The 23,499-nt window shown below is 66.1% G+C and carries 25 protein-coding genes; 8 read left to right on the forward strand and 17 right to left on the reverse strand.

Going from position 1 to position 23,499, the window contains the following annotated elements; all coding sequences use genetic code 11:
• Nucleotides 1–116 precede the first annotated feature (116 nt).
• Nucleotides 117–1,058, forward strand: coding sequence for an SDR family oxidoreductase (locus AC3B5T_RS19640; RefSeq protein ID WP_055476002.1), 942 nt, complete (start codon nt 117–119; stop codon nt 1,056–1,058).
• Nucleotides 1,059–1,189: 131 nt separating this feature from the next.
• Here AC3B5T_RS19640 and AC3B5T_RS19645 read toward each other — a convergent pair whose 3' ends face one another.
• Nucleotides 1,190–1,330 carry a hypothetical protein gene (locus tag AC3B5T_RS19645; RefSeq protein WP_156354248.1) on the reverse strand — a complete coding sequence of 47 codons (141 nt, stop codon included), beginning with the start codon at nt 1,328–1,330 and terminating at the stop codon, nt 1,190–1,192.
• Between the two features lie 205 nt (nt 1,331–1,535).
• Between AC3B5T_RS19645 and AC3B5T_RS19650 the strand changes: the two genes are divergently transcribed.
• A complete protein-coding gene (locus AC3B5T_RS19650; RefSeq protein WP_055476001.1) occupies nt 1,536–2,285 on the forward strand; it encodes a DUF6319 family protein in 750 nt (249 codons plus the stop codon).
• A 21-nt stretch (nt 2,286–2,306) separates the two neighbouring features.
• Here the strand turns inward: AC3B5T_RS19650 and rsgA are convergent, their stop codons facing one another.
• Nucleotides 2,307–3,392: a ribosome small subunit-dependent GTPase A gene (gene rsgA, locus AC3B5T_RS19655; protein ID WP_010842539.1), complete on the reverse strand. Its 1,086-nt coding sequence runs from the start codon at nt 3,390–3,392 to the stop codon at nt 2,307–2,309.
• 319 nt (nt 3,393–3,711) lie between these two features.
• Nucleotides 3,712–6,195, reverse strand: coding sequence for an ATP-binding protein (locus AC3B5T_RS19660; RefSeq protein ID WP_238556684.1), 2,484 nt, complete (start codon nt 6,193–6,195; stop codon nt 3,712–3,714).
• Between the two features lie 186 nt (nt 6,196–6,381).
• Here AC3B5T_RS19660 and AC3B5T_RS19665 point away from each other — a divergent pair, with 186 nt between their 5' ends.
• Nucleotides 6,382–7,200 carry a class I SAM-dependent methyltransferase gene (locus AC3B5T_RS19665; RefSeq protein WP_488357848.1) on the forward strand — a complete coding sequence of 273 codons (819 nt, stop codon included), beginning with the start codon at nt 6,382–6,384 and terminating at the stop codon, nt 7,198–7,200.
• Nucleotides 7,197–7,721 carry a hypothetical protein gene (locus AC3B5T_RS19670; protein WP_044506721.1) on the forward strand — a complete coding sequence of 175 codons (525 nt, stop codon included), beginning with the start codon at nt 7,197–7,199 and terminating at the stop codon, nt 7,719–7,721. The genes AC3B5T_RS19665 and AC3B5T_RS19670 overlap by 4 nt, the downstream gene beginning before the upstream one ends.
• Nucleotides 7,722–7,766: 45 nt before the next feature.
• On the opposite strand, the gene AC3B5T_RS19675 is transcribed toward AC3B5T_RS19670, so the two are convergent.
• Nucleotides 7,767–9,566, reverse strand: coding sequence for an ABC transporter ATP-binding protein (locus AC3B5T_RS19675; RefSeq protein WP_488357849.1), 1,800 nt, complete (start codon nt 9,564–9,566; stop codon nt 7,767–7,769).
• A gap of 273 nt (nt 9,567–9,839) precedes the next feature.
• Here AC3B5T_RS19675 and AC3B5T_RS19680 point away from each other — a divergent pair, with 273 nt between their 5' ends.
• Nucleotides 9,840–10,208 (forward strand): DUF1761 family protein, encoded by a 369-nt coding sequence (locus AC3B5T_RS19680; protein WP_488357850.1) that lies wholly within the window; start codon nt 9,840–9,842, stop codon nt 10,206–10,208.
• A 28-nt stretch (nt 10,209–10,236) separates the two neighbouring features.
• Here AC3B5T_RS19680 and AC3B5T_RS19685 read toward each other — a convergent pair whose 3' ends face one another.
• Nucleotides 10,237–10,851 (reverse strand): hypothetical protein, encoded by a 615-nt coding sequence (locus tag AC3B5T_RS19685; protein ID WP_238556683.1) that lies wholly within the window; start codon nt 10,849–10,851, stop codon nt 10,237–10,239.
• 210 nt (nt 10,852–11,061) lie between these two features.
• On the opposite strand from AC3B5T_RS19685, the gene AC3B5T_RS19690 reads away from it, so the two are divergent.
• Entirely contained in the window at nt 11,062–12,006 is a 945-nt protein-coding gene (locus AC3B5T_RS19690; protein WP_488357851.1) for an NADP-dependent oxidoreductase, read from the forward strand.
• Between the two features lie 61 nt (nt 12,007–12,067).
• Here AC3B5T_RS19690 and AC3B5T_RS19695 read toward each other — a convergent pair whose 3' ends face one another.
• Nucleotides 12,068–12,565 carry a hypothetical protein gene (locus AC3B5T_RS19695; protein WP_055475995.1) on the reverse strand — a complete coding sequence of 166 codons (498 nt, stop codon included), beginning with the start codon at nt 12,563–12,565 and terminating at the stop codon, nt 12,068–12,070.
• A 161-nt stretch (nt 12,566–12,726) separates the two neighbouring features.
• On the opposite strand from AC3B5T_RS19695, the gene AC3B5T_RS19700 reads away from it, so the two are divergent.
• On the forward strand, nt 12,727–13,194 hold the full coding sequence (locus AC3B5T_RS19700) for a hypothetical protein (protein WP_055475994.1): 468 nt from the start codon (nt 12,727–12,729) through the stop codon (nt 13,192–13,194).
• Nucleotides 13,195–13,366: 172 nt separating this feature from the next.
• Here AC3B5T_RS19700 and AC3B5T_RS19705 read toward each other — a convergent pair whose 3' ends face one another.
• Nucleotides 13,367–14,572, reverse strand: a complete 1,206-nt coding sequence (locus AC3B5T_RS19705) for an amidase family protein (protein ID WP_488357852.1) — start codon at nt 14,570–14,572, stop codon at nt 13,367–13,369.
• Between the two features lie 292 nt (nt 14,573–14,864).
• Nucleotides 14,865–15,194 carry a helix-turn-helix domain-containing protein gene (locus tag AC3B5T_RS19710; RefSeq protein WP_231632720.1) on the reverse strand — a complete coding sequence of 110 codons (330 nt, stop codon included), beginning with the start codon at nt 15,192–15,194 and terminating at the stop codon, nt 14,865–14,867.
• Nucleotides 15,195–15,846: 652 nt separating this feature from the next.
• On the opposite strand from AC3B5T_RS19710, the gene AC3B5T_RS19715 reads away from it, so the two are divergent.
• On the forward strand, nt 15,847–17,841 hold the full coding sequence (locus AC3B5T_RS19715) for an SIR2 family NAD-dependent protein deacylase (RefSeq protein ID WP_084817260.1): 1,995 nt from the start codon (nt 15,847–15,849) through the stop codon (nt 17,839–17,841).
• 14 nt (nt 17,842–17,855) lie between these two features.
• On the opposite strand, the gene AC3B5T_RS19720 is transcribed toward AC3B5T_RS19715, so the two are convergent.
• The 9 genes from AC3B5T_RS19720 to AC3B5T_RS19760 form a co-directional block, all read right to left on the reverse strand.
• Complete coding sequence (locus AC3B5T_RS19720) at nt 17,856–18,647, reverse strand: Fic/DOC family protein (RefSeq protein ID WP_084817259.1); 792 nt, start codon at nt 18,645–18,647, stop codon at nt 17,856–17,858.
• Nucleotides 18,648–18,729: 82 nt separating this feature from the next.
• Nucleotides 18,730–18,966: an antitoxin VbhA family protein gene (locus AC3B5T_RS19725; protein WP_055475992.1), complete on the reverse strand. Its 237-nt coding sequence runs from the start codon at nt 18,964–18,966 to the stop codon at nt 18,730–18,732.
• A 98-nt stretch (nt 18,967–19,064) separates the two neighbouring features.
• The gene (locus AC3B5T_RS19730; RefSeq protein WP_055475991.1) at nt 19,065–19,259 is read right to left on the reverse strand and encodes a hypothetical protein; all 195 of its coding nucleotides are present in this window, start codon (nt 19,257–19,259) and stop codon (nt 19,065–19,067) included.
• Nucleotides 19,260–19,278: 19 nt separating this feature from the next.
• Nucleotides 19,279–19,965 carry a hypothetical protein gene (locus AC3B5T_RS19735; RefSeq protein ID WP_055475990.1) on the reverse strand — a complete coding sequence of 229 codons (687 nt, stop codon included), beginning with the start codon at nt 19,963–19,965 and terminating at the stop codon, nt 19,279–19,281.
• Nucleotides 19,966–19,993: 28 nt separating this feature from the next.
• Nucleotides 19,994–20,161, reverse strand: coding sequence for a hypothetical protein (locus AC3B5T_RS19740; RefSeq protein WP_164905325.1), 168 nt, complete (start codon nt 20,159–20,161; stop codon nt 19,994–19,996).
• Between the two features lie 769 nt (nt 20,162–20,930).
• Nucleotides 20,931–21,758 (reverse strand): cytochrome c oxidase assembly protein, encoded by an 828-nt coding sequence (locus tag AC3B5T_RS19745; RefSeq protein ID WP_055475989.1) that lies wholly within the window; start codon nt 21,756–21,758, stop codon nt 20,931–20,933.
• Nucleotides 21,755–22,318 (reverse strand): DUF2243 domain-containing protein, encoded by a 564-nt coding sequence (locus AC3B5T_RS19750; protein WP_055475988.1) that lies wholly within the window; start codon nt 22,316–22,318, stop codon nt 21,755–21,757. Before AC3B5T_RS19750 ends, AC3B5T_RS19745 begins: the two co-directional genes overlap by 4 nt.
• 115 nt (nt 22,319–22,433) lie before the next feature.
• A complete protein-coding gene (locus AC3B5T_RS19755; RefSeq protein WP_055475987.1) occupies nt 22,434–23,039 on the reverse strand; it encodes a DsbA family protein in 606 nt (201 codons plus the stop codon).
• 40 nt (nt 23,040–23,079) lie between these two features.
• On the reverse strand, nt 23,080–23,490 hold the full coding sequence (locus AC3B5T_RS19760) for a DUF302 domain-containing protein (protein WP_055475986.1): 411 nt from the start codon (nt 23,488–23,490) through the stop codon (nt 23,080–23,082).
• Between the last annotated feature and the right edge of the window lie 9 nt (nt 23,491–23,499).

Raw genomic sequence — 23,499 nt, forward strand, 5'->3', positions numbered from 1 at the left:
CCATTGTTCCGTGCACGGGTACCGCTCAGCCACGGATCGACAGGCCGTGGTTAACGGTGCGGTAGGCCGCGACACTCGGAGACGTGAGAACGAACCCGGCCCGACGAGGAGCTCAGATGTCACCAGGCAGCAGATACACCCTGACCATTCCGGATCTCACCGGTCGACGAGCGGTGGTGACCGGCGCCAGCGACGGGATCGGCTGGGAGATCGCGGCGGCCCTCGCCGGAGCCGGTGCGGAAGTGGTCATGCCGGTACGCAATCCGAGCAAGGGTGCGGCGGCCGCCACACGCATTCGCGACCGACACCCCGCGGCCACCCTCACCCTCGAGCACGTCGACCTGTCCGAGCTGGCCTCCGTCGAGTCGCTCGCCGCACGGCTCCGCGCCGACGGCACACCGATCAACATCCTGGTCAACAACGCCGGTGTGATGACTCCGCCGGAACGGATGACCACGTCCGATGGGTTCGAAGTCCAGTTCGGCACCAATCACCTCGGGCATTTCGCGCTCACCGTCGCGCTGCTGCCGGTACTCCGTGCCGGAAAGGCGCGGGTTACTTCGCAGACGAGCATCGCCGCGAAGCGGGGCTCGATACAGTGGGACGACCTGAATTGGGAGCACGACTACGACGGGATGAGCGCATACCGCCAGTCCAAGATCGCGTGTGCGCTGTTCGGCCTCGAACTCGGACGCCGCAGCCACGCCGCGGGTTGGGATGTGACGAGCACGATCTCGCATCCCGGGGTCGCTCCGACCAGTCTTCTCGCGGCCAGGCCGGAGGTCGGCAGGACGGCGTCAACCGGCGGCCGGCGGATCATCGAGTGGTTGTCGCGACATGGCCTGGGGGTCGGAACGGTCGAAACCGCTTCTCTCCCAGCGCTGATGGCCGCCACAACGCCCGAGGTGCCCGACGGTGCGTTCTACGGACCCCAGTGGCCGGGGAACGCGGGCGGTCCACCCGGCGCGCATCCACTCTGGGGGCCGTTCCGTGATCACGGGGCGGCGACACGGCTGTGGGAGGTCTCTGAACAATTGACCCGCGTGAGGGCGAGCTGACGATCAGACCTCGCGATGACTCTCGATCGGCTAAGTGGTGTGTGCCACCTGCGGACCGCAGTCGACGCAGGTGACACACCGGCAAGGAGCACTTGTGGTGCTTTCCACTCGGAGTCTTGGGGACGAACGAGTCAGGGGAAGAGGGTGAGAAAGGTCGCCGCCGAGGTGACACACAGCAGCGCGGCGATCGTCACGCCGGCACGAGCATGATCGGCTATCGGGACTTCGCGCGCGCCTGTCGAGACATCTGCTGTGGTACTCGCCTTCGTCACAAGATTTCCCTCCGATGACCCGATACCGTCCCTGAGAACATTAGGGCCGCGAACGTTCGGGATTCCCCTGGTGCCGCCGGTCGACGCCGCACCGATGCACAAGATAACGAATTCGTAACGGTCATCTCTCCGTAGGTTTGAAATCCACTCAGGCTGCGGAGATCGCAGTCTGAACGCCCCGATCCCGCGGCAGCCGTTCGCACGCATGTGCGACAATGTCTCGGTGAGTTCTCAGACAAGAGCCGGACTGACGCCCGGAGATCTGGAGTCGCTGTCCGCCGCACTCGCCTCCGGCAAACGGGCCACGGTGTATCTGCGCGACGCGATGCCGTCGTTGAATCTGGAGGCCGGCGCCTCGGCGCGGGTCGTGTCGATCGACGGTTCGACAGTGACGGTGAGCCCGAGAGGCATCGACGACCAGTTACCGTTCGAGGCCGACGAATTGCGGCGGAACCGGCCGGCGCCGGGCACGACGACGGCCGCTCGCGGGCGCACACCGAAGCGGGCACCCGCCCAGGACGATCCCGCCCCGGTCGCCAAACCTGCTGTGACCCCGACAGTTCCCGCTGACGCACCCAAGAAGTCACGGCCCGCGTCGGACACACAACCGAAAGCGGTGGAGCCGACGCCCCCACCCGCGACGAGCAAACCGCCGCGAAAGTCGAAGGCGTCGACCGCGCCGACGACCGTCACGATCACCGCGTCGGGGGAGAGCACCTGGACGGTGTCAGTTGCGCACGGGACCCGAAAGCAGGGGAAACCTGCCGAGGTCACGGCGGATCGGGTGGCACGAGCGATGCGAGAGCTGGACGACGAGACCGCGATCGCGGCAGTCGACGCCGTGATCGAGTCCGCACGATCCGCCGCCCAGCGTCGCATCGAGGAGCTCAGTCAGGAACTCGAAGCCGCGCGGGCCGCCCTCGCACACCTGGACGGTCCCGGCGACGACGACTGACGACTGGCCGGCTGGGTCGCCTCAGCCCTGCCGGTCCCGAAACCGGTACATCGCGCGGATGTCTCGCGTGATGGCCTTGTCCCTCTTGTTTCGCTTACTCGACCGACGGGCATCGCCCCGAGCCGCCGACCACTCGCTTTCGCGTAGCAGTTTGCGGTAGCGCTCCAATCGACCGGCATCGAGCCGGCCTTCTCGGATTGCCTCCTGCACCGCGCATCTGGGCTCGCTGCGGTGCTCGCAGTCGCGGAATCCGCAGTCGCGGGACAACTCTTCGATCTCGGCGAAGGTCCGGCCGGCCGCGTCCGCAACATCCTGCACCCCGATCCCGCGCAGACCGGGGGTGTCGATGAGCACCTTGCTCCCCGGGAGAGGCAGCAGCTCACGGTGCGCCGTGGTGTGCCTGCCCTTGCCGTCGACCGAGCGAATCTGCCTGGCCGCCATGTGCTCTCGTCCAAGCAGCGCGTTGGCCAGGCTCGACTTGCCGGCACCGGAAGAACCCAGGAGAACGGCGGTACCGGTGATGGCCGAGGCGAGCAGATCGATACCGACGCCGCTGACCGTGCTCGTCGTCACGATCTCGGCGCCCGGGGCGACCGCGGTGACCGCGGCTTCGCCGGCGAGGGTGTCGTCGACCAGGTCGGACTTGGTCAGCGCGATGACCGGTCGAGTGCCGGCGTCGTAGGCCAGCGTCAGCAGGCGCTCGATCCGGCCGACGTTCACCCGGTGCGCCACCGACACCGCGATGATCACCGTGTCGACGTTGGCGGCGAGCACCTGCCGTTCCGAAGTCCGGTCCGAGCTCGCGCGCGCGATCGCCGTCCGCCGCGGCAGGACGCCCACGACCTGGGCCCGCTCATCGTCACGGCGCAGCACGACCCAGTCACCGGTGCACACGGCCAGTTCGCGGTCGCCGATGTGGTGGGAGCTGCGGACGGCCCGGACCGGACCCGCTGCTGTCAGGGTGTCGCACCCGCCGCGATCCACTCGCACGACGCGAGCAGGCACATCATCGTCGGCAGCGTGATCGGCGAACAGAGTCGAGAAATGCTCGTCCCAGCCGATGCTGGTGAGCTCGATAGGGGAGGACGAATGATCTGGAGAATTCACTGTGGAGACCTTCGGGATGAGCCCGCGACCCCGGAAGTTCCCCAGTGCTGCGACAGAGTCGCCTGTGAGGGAACAGATTACGAGGGTCGGAGACGGGCTGGAGAATTGGGGATGGCTCGGATGCTGCTGTCGACGACAGCGATCTCGACGGCAACCATCGACACACCTCCAGGTCTCGAGCTGTCCATTGTCGGACAGCGCGGCTGACGCTAGCACCGTCCGACGAGGGCCGCCACTGTTTTTCTCGATCCGTATGACGATGAGCCCGGATTCCGGGTTCGACGTCATACAAGTTCTCGCAACAACCGGGGCCTTCGAACTATCGCAGCCCCAACTCCACACCCCGAGCGAGGATTTCGCGACGCGAGGTCATGCCCAGCTTGGACAGCACCGCCGACACGTGATGGTCCGCGGTCTTCGACGAGATGTACAACCGCCGGGCGATCTCCGTGTTCGACAACCCCTCTGCCACCAGACGCGCGACCTCCAGTTGCCGGTTCGTCAGGCCACCGGGGTTCACGCGGGTTGTCGAACGGGGGCGCTGGGGGACTGTGTCGCAGCCGCGTTCGCGCAACATCGCTCGCGCGCGATCTGCGGTACCCACCGCGCCGAGACCGTCGAGCATCGTCACACCGCGTCCGGGATCGTCGGAGTCGATCCAGCACAACGCCGCCGAGAACGGGTCGCCGGCGTCCGTCCACCACCGGGCGGCGTCGGCGTGCCGGCCGTCGATGGACAACTGATACGGCTCCGCGATCGGACCGGTCTGGGTCGACATGCCCAGTCGGGACCGCCAGACGGCGACGCTTCCCGATGCCCACTCGGTTCCGTCGTCGTCGAGAGTGTCCGCCGCGACGACCCGCGCATCCTCGGCACCGGTCATCCAGCTGATCTCCGCGAGAGCGGCCAGGACCGCGAGTCGCCGGAGAGGTTCGTCGATCTGACCGGCCAGGGTCCACGCTTTCTCGATCTCGTGGACATCGAACGGAGCGCCACACCGGAGCGGCACCAGCGCCGTGACCAGGCGCGGCCACAACGTGGCGATCGGCATCCCGTCGGCTTCGATGACAGCTCCGGCGTCCTCGAGGGCACCGTTCCAGTGGCCACGCGTCAGCTGCAGTCGGCTCCGCACCGCGGTCTGCCAGTGCCGACAGATCTGGATGTCGCGCTCGACCGTGAACGGGAGACCGGCGTCGAGGATCCGGTCGGCCGCACGGTACCTGCCCTGTTCGACGTCGAGGCTGGCCACCTGCGAATAGACGGTCGAGGCGAGTTCGTCGAAACCGAGTGTGCGAGCGGCTTCCATGTGCGCGAGAAGCCTGGTCCGCGAATGTTCTTCGCCGCTGGACAGGGCGGCCGAATCCGAGACGACCTGATTCCACAGGCGCAGTTCGTCGTCGGTTGCGGAGGTGGTGTCGGCCAACAGAGTCGCGGTCCCCGACACGTCGCCCCGCATGAACGCCAGAAAGGCGCGCTGGATCTGGGCCTGGCTGTACACCGTGGTCGCCCCGGTGCCGTACGCGATCTCTGCCGCACGGGTCAGGTGTGACTCGGCGCGTTGCCGGTGCGCACTGTAGTACTCATAGACACCGACGGCGACATGAGCTGTCGCCACACCGGTGTCGTCGCCCAGTTCCGTCCACAGCGGGAACGTCTCGTTGACAGTGGCTATCGCATCGCGGAGTCGGCTGACCATGTACTGCTCGTTGGCCAGCGCCAGCAGCAACTCCGCACGCTCACGCGCCGAAGCGTTGCGCTGGTGCCGCTTCGCGATTTCGTAGTACGCCACGGCTTCCGTGTGCGCGCCGCCGCGGATGGCGTCCTCGGCCGCCGCGACGGCATATCGGATGGCGCGGCCCGAGTCTCGGGCGGCAACCGCGTGATGGGTCAACACGGACGGGTGCACGGTGCCCAACTGCTCGAGCGCCTCCAGCAGCTGTGCATGCAGGTGCGCGACCCCACCCGGTGGGATGGTGGATTCGATTGCCCGGCGCGCCAACTCATGTCGAAAGACGATGCCATCGGATCGCCACTCCAGGAGTCCGGTGTCGGCGAGACGCTGGAGCGTGGGGTAGTCGATCCCCAGGACGGGCAACGCGGTGTCGGCGACGCGTTCCGGGGACGCCGCTATCAGCTGGAGTGCTTCGAAGTCTGTCGCGCTGACCTTCGTCGTCCGCGCCAGCACGGCGTCACGCACCGACGAGGGGATCGGCAGGTCTGGTTCGCGGGAGACCTCGGTCGCGAAGTACGGATTGCCGCCGGTCGCGGCGTGCACCAGCGTGGGATCGAGACCCGTACCCTCGACCAACTCGGCGATCGCCGCGACGCTGAGCGGCGGCAATTCGATGCGGCAAACGTCCTCGGCGAGGAGCGCACGCGCCGATGCCTGCGGTTCGAGGTCTCGATGTGTCAGGAGCAGGACCAAGGGCATCGACTCGATACGACGGCACAGGAACCGCAGCACATCGGTCGACGCCGCGTCGACCCAGTGCAGATCTTCCACCACCAGCAGTGACGGTTCGGCACCGAGATGGGCGAAGGTTGCTTCGCAGACCTCTGCCAGCGTCATCGGCTCGAGGCCGATACCGAGATCTTTGACGGGTCCGAGGGGGCGCGGGGTGTCGAGCGGATCGCAAGCCACTCGGAGAACCCGCACATCGCGGGCGGTCGCACACACCTGGGTGACCAGCGCCGTCTTGCCCGCGCCGCTCTCGCCGGCGACCGAGAATGCCGAGCCGGTCGGAAACCGGGCAAATGCCGCCCTGATCTGCGACAACTGCTCGGCTCTCTCCAACAAACGCACCGTCCGAGTGTAGGCCGCGGAACGGTCGAATAGGTGGGTCTACCCATTCATGGACAGGACGCTCGACGAAAGATGGGAGGTCCTCACCGATGTCGCCCCTACGCCCGGTGACCGACTGTTGTCAGTGCGCCGGTACCGAATCGGTCACCGACGTCAAGTCGTCCCACACACAGAATGGACAATCCAATGACGACATCCATCACCCCGGACCTCGTCTCGTTGCGCGACAAGCAGCAGAAGGTCTGGAGCAGCGGCGATTACAACCGTATCGCCGCGCTGACCGTGCCGGTCAACGAAGCGACCGTGACCGCGGCGTCGGTCATTCCCGGTGACCGGGTCCTCGACGTCGCGACCGGCACCGGTCATTCCGCACTCGCCGCGGCTCGGCAGGGCGGCGACGTCACCGCGATCGACTATGTGCCGGCGCTTCTCGACATCGCCCGCACCCGTGCCGACGCAGAGCATCTCGACGTCGAGTTCGTCGAAGCCCCGGCGGAGGTCTTGCCGTTCGGCAACGCGGTATTCGACACCGGCATCTCGACGATCGGCATCATGTTCGCCGCCGATCACGAACTGGCCGCGCGTGAACTGACCCGCGTCGTCCGACCGGGAGGGAGGATCGTGGTCACCAGCTGGACTGCGGACGGCTTCGTCGGCGGAATGCTCGCCACCGTCGGCCGCCACGTGACCCCGCCTCCCGGCGCACGTCCCGCCACTCGATGGGGCGATCAGGACTACGTCGCGTCGTTGTTCGGTGATCGCGTGCAATCGGTCGGTTCGCACACCGAGGCGCTGACCGTTCGATTCGTGGACGCGGCCGCGTTCGCGGACCTGTTCCTGGGCTACTACGGCCCGACGTTCGCCGCCGCGTCGAAACTCGACGAGGACGGCAGTCAGGCACTGCGAGCCGACCTGATCACGCTCGCCGAGTCCCACCAGCAGCCGGTGCCCGGCGGGATCTCGATCGACTGGAAGTACCGGGTGGTCGAGGCGGTGCGGTCGTGAACGCTCCTCGCAGACGCAGCACGGTCATCACGCGCCTCGGTGCGGTGACAGCGATCGCCGCAGCCGTCGGTGTGGCGGCACCTCTCGTGACGACTGCATCGGCAGCACCCGCCCGCACCCCGGGCGCGACGCTGACGATCGTCGATCAGAACATCACCGGCGCCGGCAAGAACCGCATCATCATCCAGGGTCTGTACCCGATGACCCGGGCGGACGCAGTCGGATTCGTCACGCACATCAACGATCGGGGCTGCGGTGGCATGCACTACATCGTGCTGGGAGACGACGGGAAGGAGCAGTACCTCTACGATCGCAACTTCCCGGGCACATCAGTGGGTACCGACGGATTCTTGCGGGCGTCCGACCGTGGACTCGAATACCTCCGCCAGTTCGTGGTTCCCAGTTCGGTTCTCGACGAGGACCGGGACGGCGCCGACGAGGTGTTCGTCCGGGTCCGGTTCACCGACGGCGACTGCCGCGCGCGAGTCCAGACCACCAACGTGGTGGCCGGCAGGTTCTGAGCCGACCTCGCCCACCCGGGCACATCCGGGTGGGCGAGTGTCGATTCAACCGGCTTCGGCGGGGTCGACGTCGGTGTCGATACGCATGGCGGCCACCAGTTCCCGATAGAGCTCGTCGGTGGCGAGCAGGCTCCGATGGTTGCCGACCGCACGCACCCGTCCGGCTTCGAGGACCACGATCTGGTCGGCGTCCATGATGGTGGAGAGCCGATGGGCGATGGTGACGACTGCTCCGCGGGCCGCTTGTCGTCGGATGCCGTCGGCCACCGACGCCTCGGTGAGCCCGTCGAGTTGGGCGGTCACCTCGTCGAGAAGGAGGAGTTCGGGGTCGACGACCAGTGCTCGGGCGAGTGCGATTCGTTGCCGTTCCCCGCCGGACAGCGTGGATGCGGTGACATCGGTCAGGAGACCATCGGGCATGGAGCGGACCCGGTCATCCATCCGCACGGCCGCCAGGGCACGCCACACGTCGTCGTCAGAGGCCTCGGGTGCCGCGTAGACCAGATTGTCGCGCACCGTCCCTGGAACGAGCGGGGTGTCCTGTTCGACGTAGGCGATACGGGCGCGCAAGTCGTTGAGTGTCCACTGGTCCAGCGGCCGGCCGTCGAGCAGGATCTCTCCCCGATCGGGCCGTAGGAACTTCAGGAAGAGGGAGAAGATGGTCGTCTTCCCGGCGCCCGACGGTCCGACGATGGCGGTATGCCCGCGGCGCGGAATCACCAGATCGATGCCGTTGAGCGCGGCTGGGGCGTCGGGCGCGTAGCGGTACACCACGTCGTGGAGTTCGAGCGCGGCGGCGGTCCGGTCGACGTGCGCCGGTGAGGATCCGATCACCGCATCGTCAGATTCCGTTCGGAGGTCGGAGATCTCGGAGATTCGCGCGGCGGCGGCCAGCCCCGACTGCAGCGCAGTGACACTCATGGTCAGCAGCGAGACCGGCATCATCAGCTGAAATGCATAGAGCAGGAAAGCAATCAGGGTGCTGACGCTCATCGAACCGTCCGCGACACGCCAGGCGCCGAACGCCAGGACGATCATCACCGCCAGATTGATTCCGCCGCCGGTGATCGTCCACGCCCAGGCCTCGATGCGGACGGCCCGGATACCCTTGCTCGCCGAGCGGTGCGCGAATTCGCCGATCCGGGCGGATTCTCGCGCCTCGGCGCGACTTGCCTTGACCGTGCGGATCGAGCGGAGGACGCCCTCCAATCGGCCACCGAGGAAACCGATCTCGGCTTGCGCGTCTTGCTGCGCCTTGGCCAGTCCGGGCATCAGCACTGCTGCGGCGGCACCGACCATGATGACGACGGCCATCGTGGTCGCGAACAGCGGGAGGTCCAGAACCGCCATGAGAACGAGCGCCCCGACCATCCCGACCGAGCCGTTGACACCATTGACGATGCTCGATGTCGTCGCTTCACGGATCAGCAGGGTGTCGGAGGTGACGCGCGCTACCATCTCGCCGCTCGGTCTCCGGCCGAGTTCGGGGATCTCGACACGTAGGAGGTGACCGATCAGGCCGGTCCGGGTGGCCAGGATGATGCGTTCGGCCAGTGTGCCCAGCATGATCGTCTGGATCAGACTGATCACCGATCCGGCGACGAGCAGAACGGCCAGGACGGTGATCGGCGCCGCCAGCGATTCCGAGACCGCCAGCCCGTCGAGTACCCACTTGGTGACCAGGGGGGTTGCGAGTTCGGCTGCGGTAGCGAGCAATCCGAGGAAGACACCCAGCGCGAGGAGCCCGCGGTTCGGGCGCATGTACGACCAGAGGATCGCCAGTTTGGCGCGCATCGGCATGTCCGGGGTCTGCCCGGGATCGGCAGTGGATATCGAAGTCGTCATCGGACAAGCCCTCCGGAGTGGTACATACGAGTTCTAGATTGACACAGGCCCTCGGCGACATCGCCGTGCGTGCCGACGTCAGCCGCAGCACCCTGCACCGCCATTTCCCCGACCGCCAGTCCCTAGTCGACACGGCTCTCGTCGAGGCGAGCACCATTCTCGTGGTTGGTCGGGGCCCACCGGCTGTTCGCGGCGGCGCCGCCGCCAGGGGGCCGGCGATGAGTTTCGTCAGGTGGTGTGGTCAGACTTCGCACACACACGATCGGATGAAGAATGAGCAACGTCAACGTATGGGCGTGCGTAGTCGCGGTCGTCGCTGCATTCGTGGCGAGCGCCCTGTACTACAGCGTTCTGGGCGCACCGGCTACGGCAGAGGTTCACCGGCCGACCTGGGCGACGCCGGTCGTCGAACTGGCCCGAAACGCTGTGCTCGTGGTGCTCGTCGCCGGCCTGGTCGCGCAGCTCGATCCGGATTTCACCGGCGCACTGTTGCTCGCTGCGGGGCTGTTCCTCATTCCGCTCGTGCTGCTCGCCGGCGCGGTGTTTCACGAGGGAGCTGCGATATCAACAGCAGCAGTACACCTGGGGGACTGGGCCCTGAAGCTGCTCATTCTCGTCCTGATCGTGTCGCTGTGGCGGTGAGAACACAACGGTCCTGGCGCGCGAAATGTCAGGCAGGCTCCAGGGCCCGCTTGGCCTTTTCCAATGCGGCCAGCGTACGCAGCACCGAATCGCGCTTGGCGGTCAAGTCGGACACCTTCGCCTTGCCGCTCAGGCCGGGGTCAGCCTGCGCGACGGCCAGCCGTTCCTCGATCTCTGTCAGCTGCCCCAGCAACGACTGGGCGCGGCTCATGAGTTCCTCGCGGTCGGGTCGGGAGACATCCGCCGGCCGGGCGTTTCCGGACACGGCGTTCTTGGCCTTGGGGGCTGTCGTGTGTCCGCCTGTCCTTGTGGTGGTGGATGCGGATCGTGCGATGCCGCGCTGCCCGGACCGGGCGCGCAGCGGGGGCTGTGTGCGGGTCCGGTTCAGCACTGCCCAGGCTTCACGAGCCGCCACCCGGTGTTCGCGTTCTTCGTCGTCATCGGACGTCAATGACGCGCCCAAGGGTCGTAGACCATAGAAGCCGACGAACTCACGGGCCGCCGCGATGATCTGTTCTGCCCCTCGGCAGCGCCCGCACCGCGGTTCGCCGCGGAGTTCTGCGATGTCGTCGCTGGATGAGCACCACACGCAGGCGCGGGCAGTGGAGTCGGTCACGATGGCATCGGCAGCAGCGAGATTCACGGGTGAATACACTACGGGACAATATCTTTCATTCCGCGACCGGGCTCCGTCCCGCAGCTTTGGGCCTGGATTTGCACTGGTCGTTGCCGCGTCGGACCACGTCCCTCTCCCGCCGGATGGCGGGCGCGCATCACGATCGTCACGATCTGACGCCGGCAGAAGTCACAGTGCTGTTGGAATCATTCTGTCGAGACACCCGTTGGTGCCACCATGCGAGCTATCACCTACGACCGCTTCGGCGGTCCTGATGTCCTGCAACTGACCGACCTCCCCACGCCCAAGGTCGGCCCCGATTCCGTGCTGGTGCGCGTCCGGGCCTCGAGTGTCAATCCGGTGGGCTGGAAGGTCCGCGAGGGCTACCTCGCCGAGATCATGGACACCGTTTTCCCGGTGGTTCCGGGCTGGGATGTCGCGGGCGTGGTCGAACAGGTCGGCCTGGACACGCCCGAGTTCAAGGTCGGCGACGAGGTGTTCGGTTATGTCCGGAAAGACGTCGTCGGAGGGGAAGTGGCGGGCGGAACCTTCGCCGAGCTGGTCGCCGCACCGGTGCGCACTCTCGCCCACAAACCGTCGAGCTGGTCGTTCGAGGAGGCTGCCGCTGTTCCCCTCGCCGGCCTCACGGCGTATCAGACCATTCGCCGGGCGGGAGTCCAGGCAGACCACACAGTGTTGGTCCATGCTGCCGCGGGCGGCGTCGGATCCTTCGCGGTCCAGGTCGCACGCTCTCTCGGCGCACGAGTGATCGGCACCGCCTCAGAATCCAATCACGACTATCTCCGGACCCTCGGGGCCGAGCCCACCACATACGGGGAGGGTCTGGCCGACCGGGTACGCGCACTCGCACCCGGCGGCGTCGACGTCGTGCTCGACTACGTCGGTGGCGACGCACTCGACTCGGTGCCAGATGTGCTGAGGGACGGCGGGACGGTCGCCTCGATCACCGACGCACGCGCACGAGACGACTTCGGCGGTCACTACGTGTGGGTGCGGCCCGACTCCGGCGACCTCGCGGCGCTGGCCCGCCTCGGCGACGCCGGCGACCTCAATCCGGAGATCGCCGAGGTGTTCGACCTGGCCGACGCCGCCGGTGCCCACGAGAGCAGCCAGTCCGGTCATGTGCGGGGCAAGATCGTGGTCCGCGTTGCCGGCGAATGACAGCGCGGGCTCTAGTCAGGCTGGTGGGCAAACCCGGTTGACAACTGCGGGTGACCACCGATCAAGGCATCTCCATCGTCTGGGCGCGACGGATCTCCTCCACAGCCCGGGTCAAGTACGCTGCCGGGTCGACCTCGGCACGCGCGGCGAGGTCGGCGATGACCACCAGTGCAGCGGCGGTGGTCTCGGTGTCCAACGGGCCGGCGGACGACAGCGCATGGGAGTCAGCGGTATCGCCGACTCCCAACGCGCCGGTCAGCACCAGCGCCAGAGCTGCGGGACTGACTGCGGGATTCCATGATGCGACAGCCCGGCTCGTGTTGGTCATCACCTCGGACACATCCTCGCCGGTGAGCCCATCTGGGAAGGCGGTCTCGAGTAGTTCCCGCAGCATCAGCGCATGCACCTCACGCGACTCGGGGTGCAACGCAAGCAGGTCGGTGGTGGCATCGAACGCCTCGGAGTCGTAGGCGCGTGCAGCACGGATCGCCCGGCCGGTGGTCTGCGCGACCATGTCTGCTATCGACGACCGGTCGAAGCGTGACTCGTTGTGAGACATAGGAACCACTCTCCCTCATGTGTCCGGCAGCCACCAACCCAGAAATCCACGCCGAAGATCAACCCCGGTGGCACTCCACAAGGCGTCGGCCACACTTGGAGTTCTCCACACCGGGGTCCGACCTCCGTTCACGAGCCGGTTCCCCTGTCAGTATTCCGCACATGGGAATTCGCTACTACGCCTACCCGTTGCAGCCGAGTGATGTGGACGCGGCTCGACGGAATCCGTATCCGTTCCTCTCGGCTGACCCGCTCATGGATGCATGGGGACCGGAGGAAGACCGCCCCCGGATGCTGTATCTCGACAAGGCGTGGCGAGAGCTCCAACACATTTTCGCTGTGACTGACGGCCGGCTACAGCCGCGCATCTCCTTGGAGCTCGTCAAAGGAAACGTGACCCCGGTGGGGCAATACGGTGCTCACGTCGGGTTCGTTCACGTGTTACCTCCCGACGTGGTCGAAGAGGTTGCGAAAGACATTGTCATGGTCGAGCCGATCACGAAGACCGACATCATCGAGGCAGTGCCGTACTCGAGCGCCGACTATGCCAATGCGTTTCTCCGCCGGGCACAAGACTTCATGGTCGCCCTCGCTGACGACGGTCTGGGACTGGTCTACACAATTCGATGACGTGCAGATTGCGGGGCCTCCTCGGACCCCTACAGAATCCGCCCTCCTCGATCCGCTCGTCATCCTGTCGGCGGGGTAAAGGATGGCGGATTCGCCACCGACATTTACCCGAACGTTCTGATGAACATCATTCAAGCTGCAGCGGGGCGGCGTCGGATCGCGTCGCCCGTTCTCAGACGACCGGGAGTGTCGCCAAAGCGAGGTCGGAGCCACGGGGTCCGACCGCGCAGAGACCCACCGGTGGTCCACCAACAGGGAGTGGATTGCTCACCGCGGGACGACCGGTGATTCCGGCAAGGCATGTGAGCTGGAACGTGCGTGCTCGAGTGTCCTCGATGACCGAGCCGCCAAGCGCGGCACTCGCGCGGGTGGGAGCGGTCGACGACGCAGACGGCAGCAGCAGGATCGTCTCACCGAGCGCGCTGTTGATCCGGTTGCGCGCTGTGGAAAGTGTCCGGTCGGCTGCGGCCAGGTCGGATGCGGTGACCTTCGAGGCAGTCTCGAACCTCGATCGGACGTCGGGGTTGAGCGAATCCCAGTGCCGCGACACCCATTCACCGTGAGCCCGCCATGCCTCCCACCCTTGCCGGGTCTGAAATGCCTTGACCCACAGAGGCAGCACAGCCGTATCGAACCGGATCGCGCGCAGCGGCATCTGGCTGCCCAACCGCTTGATCCCGGCTCGCACGGCGGCGGCCACGTCGGGACTCGCGAGGTCGATGATGTCGTCGGAGTAGGTGATCGGGAAGTCGACGCGTGAGGGGAGTCCTGGCATGAGCACGCTCGTGGTCGCGACCAGGTCGGCCCGCGAACGGGTCATCCACCCCACGGTGTCGAACGATGGCGCGAGGGGCAGGAGACCGTCACGGGACACCGCACCGTGGGTCGTGCGGATTCCATACAGACCCTGGTACGACGACGGGATTCGGATCGATCCGCCGGTGTCGGTGCCCAACCCGATGGTCGCCTGGCCGAGCGCGACCGCACTCGCCGAACCCGACGAGGAGCCGCCCGGAATGCGGTTCGACGCTTTCGGATTGGGCGGAGTTCCGTAGTGGCCGTTGGTACCGGCCAGACTGTATGCGAACTCGTCTGTGCGACTGATGCCTGCGACAGACGCACCCGCCGCCAGTAGCGCTGCCACCGAGCGCGCCGTCGTCCTCGAGGGCTGTGATTCTCGCAACCATTGCTCGTTGCCCGCGCCGACCCGGTGTCCCTTGATCGTGTAGAGATCCTTCACCGCAACGGACTTGCCCTGCAGGATCCCGACGCCGCTCGGGCGTACCAATGGTTCGCCGTATTCACGCCACACGGTCGGGTCGACGCGGGGCGAGCGGGTTCCCGGAAGCGGTGACGCAGAGCCGGTCTGGGCCGTCACGAGACCCACCGCTCCCGCCACGGAAGCGCCGGCAAATCCGAGGAACCCTCGCCTCGTCAAATCCTGCATCAGTTCGATCCCCTTGTCCCAACGGCGTTGTCATGTGAGGGGCGTCGCCCGCAATGATGCAGGCGTGCGCTGTGTACCCTCGAGTCGTAGGAATGTTAGGCCATCTAAGGGCTGTCGGCGACCGGAGCACCGAGAGGTTCGGGCGGCGGGGCGACGATCACCCGCGACCCGATCGGCCGCAGCGAGCTGAGTGCCCCGGGGGAAGACCTCGACAACCGGTTCGCTAGCGGGGGAGCTGGGCCCGGCGGTTGTCCGCGCGGAAACGACTGGGTGTCGTGCCGTACGCCTCGCGGAACCGGCGTGCGAAGTGGGTGGGGTCGACGAAGCCGTGCCGGTGAGCGAGAGCGGCTATCGAGAGGTTGGGCTCGGACACCAAAGCGGCGCAGGCAGACTCAACACGCCGACGGGTGATGTAGGACGAGACCGTCGTGTTGTCGGCGGGCCAGATCTTGTACAACTGCCGCACCGAGATGTGGTGCGCCGCTGCGATCGTGGCCGGCGACATGGACGAGTCGCGGATGTTGTCATCGATGTACTTCTCGATCACAGCCACGAGATTGCTCTCTGAGGGGGAACCTCCCGTCGCTGCTGCATTCAGAAGCAGCGAGCGGATCAGGGCCACCGTGGGCACATTTAGTTCGGGCAGTAGTGCCGGTGCCGTGCGAGCCAGCCGCCAGGCAGCGCCGGAGATCGCCTCCAGCGTGGCCTCGGTTGCGCAGCTCCTGGTCCTCAACAGCGTTGACTCGCACCACGATGCGTGCATCCCGCCCGCCCGGGTGGTTGCGGCGCCGACGCCGGCCGAACGCGCGATGAGCGTTGTCTGGCTCTGCCATCTCGCGTTCCCTTCTCCTGCATCGTTCCCGGCCTGGCCGGTCAGCCCAGCGCAGCGACCCCACCAGTGGGGACTACCGCACAGACCCGAGTCTGTGCCCCTCACCGTACCGACGACAGGGACGGTGAGCAAGGTTTAGGGCACCTAAACGATAGCTTGCTCCCGCGACACGGGTGCTTTTAAGTGCGAGCGCGCGTGCGCGCGGGGCTACCGAGTCCACGCGCAGCGTGGTCGTTCTCCGCCGCGGAGACGGCGGCCCACCGTTCGCCGGCTGGTGGCGAAACGTCGGCTGGGGACAGCGGTGGCCTAGGGGCCTGGTTGCGCAGCGCGCCCGGCACCGGGAAGGTGTCGGGGCGGTCCGTAAGGTGCATGCATGGTTGCGCCGACTACCTCGACTGACGATCTGTATCTGCCGCTAGCGTTCTCGATGTACTCCACACCCGGTGCCTACGCGGTACTGGCCGGCGCCGGTGTGTCGATGGGAGCGAAGCTCCCCACCGCGTGGGACATCGTTGTCGATCTCGCACAACAACTTTGCCGACCAGACGACCCCGACCGGGCCGAGTTGCTGACGCCCACCAACGTCGAAGACTGGTACGTCGAGACCTACAACAAACCACTCACCTACAGCGGCATCCTCGAACAAGTCGCCGACACTCCCCACGAACGAGAGGCGGTGCTGCGGCGATTCTTCGAACCACACAGTGGCCCCGATGGCGCTGCGCAGCGCCACGCACCGTCAGCGGCACACCACGCGATCGCCGACATGATGGTGGCCGGAACTCTCCGCGTGGTCGTCACGATGAACTTCGACCACCTCTTCGAGGACGCGTTGAGCGAACGGCACATCGACCCCGTGATCGTGCGCACCGACAGCGATGCCGCCGGGCTGGCGCCACTGCACACCATCGATCACCTTGTTGTGCATTTGCACGGCGACTACCGCGACCCCGCCTCGATGCTCAACACCGGCACCGAACTCAGCGGCTACCAGCCGCACATGCAACAGCTGCTCGCTCAAATCGCCTCTTCGCACGGGCTGTTGATCGCGGGGTGGTCGGCGGAGCACGACCATGCACTGCGGGCGATCCTGGGTCGCGCGCACCGCCGCTTCTACACACCCGGGTGGATCAACCCCGGCCGACTCGGCCCCAAGGCTGACGAACTCGCGCGGCTCCTCGGTGCTCGCGTGTTGCATGACACCGCCGACGGCGCATTCGTACGCCTGTCTGACGCGGTGATCGCCATGCGCCGACGCGAAGCTCGTCATCCGCTCACGCCGACCGTCGCCGTCGATCGCATCAAACGCGACCTCACCAACCAGCACCCGGCCATCACCGCCCACGACACCCTCACGACCGAACTGGCGACCCTCGACACCACCCCGGCACTGGACATCAGCAACTACCATTCCGAGCTGATCCTAGGCACCTACCAGACCATCGTGGAACAGGTCGATGAACGCTGCCGAGTGTCAGCGGCCGCAATCGCGACGCTGACCTATTGGGGGAACGAAACCACCGACGGGTGGTGGCTCCCCGCAGTTGAACAATGGTCACGCAGCATCGACCGCGGCGGCTTCAACGATCTCCTAGACACGCCCCTTCTCGCTGGTGTGCGGTTGTTCTACGCAGCGGGCATCGCCGCGACCGCAGCCAAACGCTACGCCCTCCTCGCCGAACTCTTCGCGCTCCCGACGACCGCGACCGCGACGCATCGGCGGCGGGTGCCGGCTTGCGTGACTCTCGGATGGAACTCCGTTCACGCCAGGCTTGAGCCAGCATTTGTCGACGCCGCACGGGAACGGTTCGCGACACTGCTGAGCGAAGCACTCGCAGTGAGCGAAACCCGGTTCGACGTCCTGTGGCAGGAGTTCGAAACGCTTCGCGCTACCGGGCAAATCCTCACCCACCTGACTGACGACCACATCGCTTCGCTGCGCACGGCAGAGGTGCAATGGGAACACCTCTCGGACCAACCAGCTAGCGACGATAAGGCAGCAGCACACATGGAACTAGACCGGGAACGGGCGGCCATCGCACGGCTCGCGGGCGACACTTCCGATCGCTATCCGCACATCGAAGTGGTTGACGAGAGCAACGCAGAAGGCGACCGTTGGGTCTCTCCTGTAGCGCAGCGACTTAACGACAACCCCGACCGGCTCGTCCCTCTGCAATCGCTCGGCATCGACGTCCCAGGGAATAGAAAACCTCAGGCGTTGACGATCGCGCTCGCGGGTGCGCAGAAGTACTTCGGCCTTTGCGCGAATCAAGTGGTGAACACACAGATTGTCTGGCCGGGCATAGCGACTGTGCTGCCGCGCAGAATTTGGATTGACCGATCAAGGCCAGACGCAATGCACCTATAAACCGAGGTGACGCATCAGTGTTCGTACCCAGCGCCGGGCCGTCGGCCATGGCTGCTCGGAACGCCGAACGGCGGGCGGCGGTAGGTCGTTGGGGTAGCGCCCGCAGCCGGGGACTGCCGAGACATGCCGCGGCCAGCGATCCGGGCCGCGCGCTGCGCATCGGTCTCACGCTCGGCCGCGGCGGCTTGGGGTGGTGTGAGTGGTTCGGCGATCCTCGCGAACACCGGGACCATGGTGTCGGGTACGGGCTCGAACGCGCCGCGGTCGGGGTGGGAGAGCATGGCGGCGTTGACCCACTGTTGCGGTGTGACGCGGCCGTAGTCGAGTCGGTAGCCGGCATCGGCGGCGAGTTGGGACATGAACACCTTGGCCGCGCGGCCGTTGCCTTCTCGGTAGGGGTGGCTCATGTTGATCGAGGCGTAGACGGTGGCGGCCTCGACGGCGAACCCACCGTGGTCCAGGTCGGTCCAGTCGACGGCGGCGATGTGGTCGCGGGCGTGGTCGAGGTACCGGCCGATCTGGTTCGGCTCAGCAAACGGCAGGCCGTCTTTGCTCAACGGATAGGTGCGCGGAACGCCGGCCCACTCATAGATCGGGGAGAACAACGCGGCGTGGATGGCGTGCAAATGCTCGGCGTCGTAGGTGCGGGCGATCGGGATCTGCCCGTCAACGATCATCGCTTCGCGGTGCGCAGTGATCGTGTATTCGGCCGCGGCGAGCGCGTCGGGATCGGTGATGCCGAGTTTGTTGGCCAACACGGTGGTGCCAGGGATGAACGTGGCGTCCCAGTCCTCCTGTGCGGTCACTCAACCTCACCTTCCAGACACGCCGACGGCACCACCTCGACGAGGCGGTGCCGTCGTGAACAACTCCACAGTTTGTGCGCGGTCAGCCGAGGGCGTGTGCCGCTCGTGAGCCTGTCGCCATGGCGACGGCTTCGGCGATCACTTCGGCGTCGGTCAGTTCGCCGCGCGCCGACCGAGTGAGCAGGTCCACGTCGGCGCGTTGCGGGTCCCACCCCTCAAGGACGTTGTTGTCGATTGCCTGCACGACACCACGGACCTGGGTGTCGGTGAGACCGGCGAACAACTCCGGCCAGCGGGTGATCCATCGTGACTCGATCATCGCCGCACCTGCCTTTCCTGGATGTCTCGTCGTACTCAGTTTACCGATCATCGGCTCTCCCACGGTGGAGACGCTTCTCCCGACCTCGGGGTGCGTGATCAGAACAGCGCGATTTGGTCGCGGGCGGCGAGTTCGGCGGCACGCTGGTGGGCTTGGTCGGCGGCGCGTTTGACGGTGGCCTCGGGTAGGGCGAGGTCGTGGGCGATGTCGGCCCAGCTGCGGCCGTGCTCGCGCATGTCGGCGGCGAGGTCGCCGATTTCGCGGTCCTGGGCGTCGGGGTCGTCGTCAGTCATCACGGCGTGGTCTTTCCGTTCAGATGCGGGCGAGGGTGTCGCGGATGGCGAGCCACCGGGTTTCGGCGGCCTGCTGGTGTCCGGTGAGGGCCGTCCAGTGGCCCGCGAGTTCGGCGGTGGGGCGTTCGGCGGTCACGTGGGTCATGCGGGCCAGCAAGGCTCGGTAGCCGCGGCGGTACCAGCCGTCGATGAGGGCAGCGGCGAGGTGGGGTAGGTCGGCGCTGTCGGCGACGGGGCGGCCGTGCCGCGGGGAAGCGATCTCGAGCATGACGCTGCGAGTGCGGGTAGTCAGTCCTCGATCGGCAAACCGCGCATTGACCAGCACCGGTGTGGCGGGGCTACCTTCGTCGAGCAACGCAACGACGGTGTCGAACACGTCCTGGTGCACAGCACTGAGGAACATCACACTGCCGGCGGGAAGCACCGTGGTGGTGGTGCCGGCGTCGCGGTCGGCGCGCGACCCGATCAACGCTTCGACGACGTGGCGGGCTCGGGTCGGTGGTGCCCACAACAGTGCGGTGAGCATGTCCAGCTCCAGGGCGAGGGTGTTGTCGACCTCGGCGGTGTCGTCCCCGATGGTGCCGGTGAGGGTGAGGTCGTCTGCGGCGGTGACGGTTTCCAGTTCGGGCAGCGGTTCGATCGCGGTGGCCGGCGGCTGCGGCACATCGCAGGGTGTGACCTCGGGTTTGTCGGCCATGACGATCACCTGCTGTCTCCTCGTGCGTGTCGGTGGTTTAGGCGACGTCGCTGCGGACGCCGGTGAGGTCTTCGTACGCCCACTGTTCGCATTGGGCGGCCAGTTCGGCGAGGTCGGCGCCGTAGCGGGGGTCACCTTCGGCGTAGGCCCGTTCAGACTTGGCCCAATAGGCCACGGCACGCTGCGCGTAGTCAATGGAAGGCATGAGTCTCGGCCCCTTTCCCAGTCACGCGGCCGTAGAGGCTGGTGGAGTGTCGATATTCCTGTGTGCATTATCCCGCCACCTCCTTACTTCATTCTAGTAGTTATTATATTGGGATGCAACCATTTTCACGTATCAATTTCCTAATTACGTTGTCTTGTAACGATATTGCCCGTGGGGATTGGTGCCACTAACCGGGGGGGGTTCAAAGTGAGTCATTTCCCGATACCTGGCCGCATGTGCGTGCGGGCCGCAGGGCCAAGAAGCAGACGTCACGAGGTGCCGCGAAATAAGCGCAGCGCGTGGGGCCTCGTGACGGTCGTCTCTTGGCCCTGCGGGTGGCACGTAGAACAATCGGCCCATCAGGAACGACTGCCCAAACTGTCGGTTGCGTGTGACGCCCCGGCGGGATTGCGTACCGATGTCGCGGGTGTGCGAAGGCAGCGGGCAAATCATTTGCCGAACAACTGATCACGTGGATGTAGGTACTTTGCCGGCACAGGCGGTAGCAGAGCAATCGGCGTCGTCAATGCTCGAAACGAAACGAAACGAAACGGGCAGGTCCCTTCAATAATCGCTTGGATCCGATCGGCGGGTTCGTTGCGGGTGGACAGACCAGTCCGCGCGACGGCAGCGGTCTCCAGGTGACCGCTTGCTGTGAAAGGCCCAGGTGTGGTCGCTGGGCTCGATTGTTCGGTTTCTCGGGCGTGGCCGGTTGTCGACGTGGCGTGGCCTCGTGGCGCGGCGATTCAGCGCGCCCAGATCTTCTGTATTACCGGGTCGTTGATCGGGCGGCGGCCGTGTGGGCACTGGTGGTTGGGAGTCGTGATGAGCGTGTGGCCCGGTAGTCGGGTTTCCATGTCAGGAGCAGGGCCAGTGCGAGGAGTATTTCGGCGATGTCGCCCCAGTAGTACATGAGGGTTCCGCCGGCCCGGAGTTCGCCGGATGGGGCGTCGACGTGAACAAACAGCCCGGCGTAGAGAAGTTGGGCTATGGCGGCGTGGCCGGCGATGGCGATACCGAGGATGACGAGCCGGGCACGCACTGTCGGTCTGTCCGGGCCGGGGTCTGGTCCGGCGATCATCCACGCGAACAGGTATCCGGCAACGAAGAAGTGCAGGTGGATTGCCGTATGAAGGATCTCGTGGCGCTCGGAGAGCGCGAACAGCGGAGTGAAGTACAGCGCCGCTAGTCCTCCCAGGTTCGCCAGGAGGAGAAGAGGTGCCCAGGTGAGCAGACGTGCTGGTCTCGAGCGCATGAGGTGTACCAGCGATCGCCCTACGTGCGGGGGTGTTGAGCGCAAGGTGAGGGTCAGCGGTGCCCCGAGCATCATGGCCAGCGGTGCGAACATCCCGATGAGCAGGTGCCCGAGCATGTGATCGCTGAAGGTCGGCGAGTCGGAGGGTTGCAGTGCTGCGCCGAGCACTGCGATACCGGCGACGAAGCTGGTCGTGCGCCAGTGGTTCCATCCTGCGGGTTCGCGTCCTCGTAGGTAGGCCGCTATCAGGTAGGCGGCGGCGACGCCGGCCAGGAGCACCCATCCGATGATCGTCTCCAGGGGCACGCTGTGCGCCGCGGAGTCGCCGTGCGCTGTCGTCATCGTGGTGGTGCGGTGGAGGTGTCTGGGTCGTTGAGGGCGGGGGTCAAGGGGCGGGCTGTGCGTTGCAGCGCCCACCCGCCGAGCACGAGGAGCGCTCCGAAGATGAGGAAGCCGATGTCCCAGAGTGCTTGGTGTTCACCGCTGCGCACGTGGTGGATCCCGAGGATGTGGTGGTCGATGATGCCTTCGACCAGGTTGAACAGGCCCCACCCGACGAGTACCCATCCCCATAGGGCCCTCGAGGTCCAGAGGCGGCGACGGTGCGTGGTGACCCGTGAGTACAAAAGCGCCAGTCCGATGAGCACGGCGAGCCAGGTGAAGGTGTGAAAGAGCCCGTCCCACAGGGTGTTGATCTCGAGGCCGTGGACGGTGTTGTTGGGGTAGTAGTCCACGCCGATGCGGTCGTCGTTGGTGCTGGTCAGCATGTGGTGCCACTGCAGGATCTGATGGAGCAAGATGCCGTCGACGAATCCGCCGAGACCTACCCCGAGCACGATGCCCGGCACTGCCAGCGATCGGGCTGTGTCGTGCGTGCCCTGCCTGTTCAGACGAGTGTTCATGAGATCAACCCCCACATTGGTCGGTACTTACACAGCGCCTACCCCGCCCCGCGGTGTGGTAACCCTGGTGGCCGCGCGGGCCCACCGGTGCGTGCGCTGATCCGGCTGGGGTGGCTCAGTGGGCAGGAAAGGTCGGTGGTCCGCTGTGCGGGCGTTGAAGTTGGGCGAAGGCGTCGGTGGCTGCCACGGTGACCAGGGCGTCGAACAGTTTGTCGCCCTCGGCTGGTGCGGGGATGGCGGTCAGTACCGGTCCTAGAAAGCAGTGTCCGTCGATGCAGATGATCGGGCTGCCGCCTGTGTCGCCGAGGTTGTCTTGGCTCTCCTGGTGTGCCACGCGTACAGAACTGTCGTAGGTGGGGTCGTCGATGCTGGTCGCCATGCTCGGGTCCAGGCCGCTGTCGGTGAGAGCGGCGGCAACCATCACGGTGGTCACCGGTTCATCCTGGTGGTGCACGCGCTGACCTAATGCTGTGTAGAGCGGTCCCAACGCTGCGTCGCCGACGTGATCATGCGCGGAGGCCAGGACGCGTCCCAGTTTGCGGGAGACATCCATGTGGTGACGCTGCGGCTCGGGGACATCTGTTCCTTCGTTGAGCACGGCCAAACTCATTTGGCGCCACTCGATGTCGACATCGCGGTGTGCGGTGGCGCCGACAAGCCACCGGGAGGCAGCCCACGCGAAAGGGCAGGCAGGGTCGAAGTAGAACCGAACGGCGGTCATAGATCCTCCTAGGGATGGGACAAGATGGGCTATTTGCTGGCTACTTGGAGGCCGCGGCTTCGAGTGAGGCGATTGCGGCGGTGAGTTTGACGGTGGCATCGTCGGCGATCGGGGTGAGCTCGGGCTCCCCGGAAACCTCGACCATGAGGTTGGGGTTCATCGCTTCGACGATCGAGTTCGAGGGATCTTCGGGGTCGGTGCGCACGACGACGTTGCAGGGCAGCAGCAACCCGATCTGGCGATCCACCCCGAGTGCGCGGTGGGCCAACGCTGGATTGCACGCGCCGAGGATCAGGTAGTTTTCCATGTCTTCGTCGAGTTTCGCTTTGAGGGTGTCGGTGACGTTGATTTCGGTGAGGACACCAAATCCCTGGTCGGCCAGAGCATCTCGAACTGATGAGACAGCTTGGTCGAAGGGAAGATTCAGAACGGTCGAAATAGCGAGAGCCATAACGAGTTT

The sequence above is a fragment of the Gordonia sp. G4 genome, assembly GCF_057770005.1.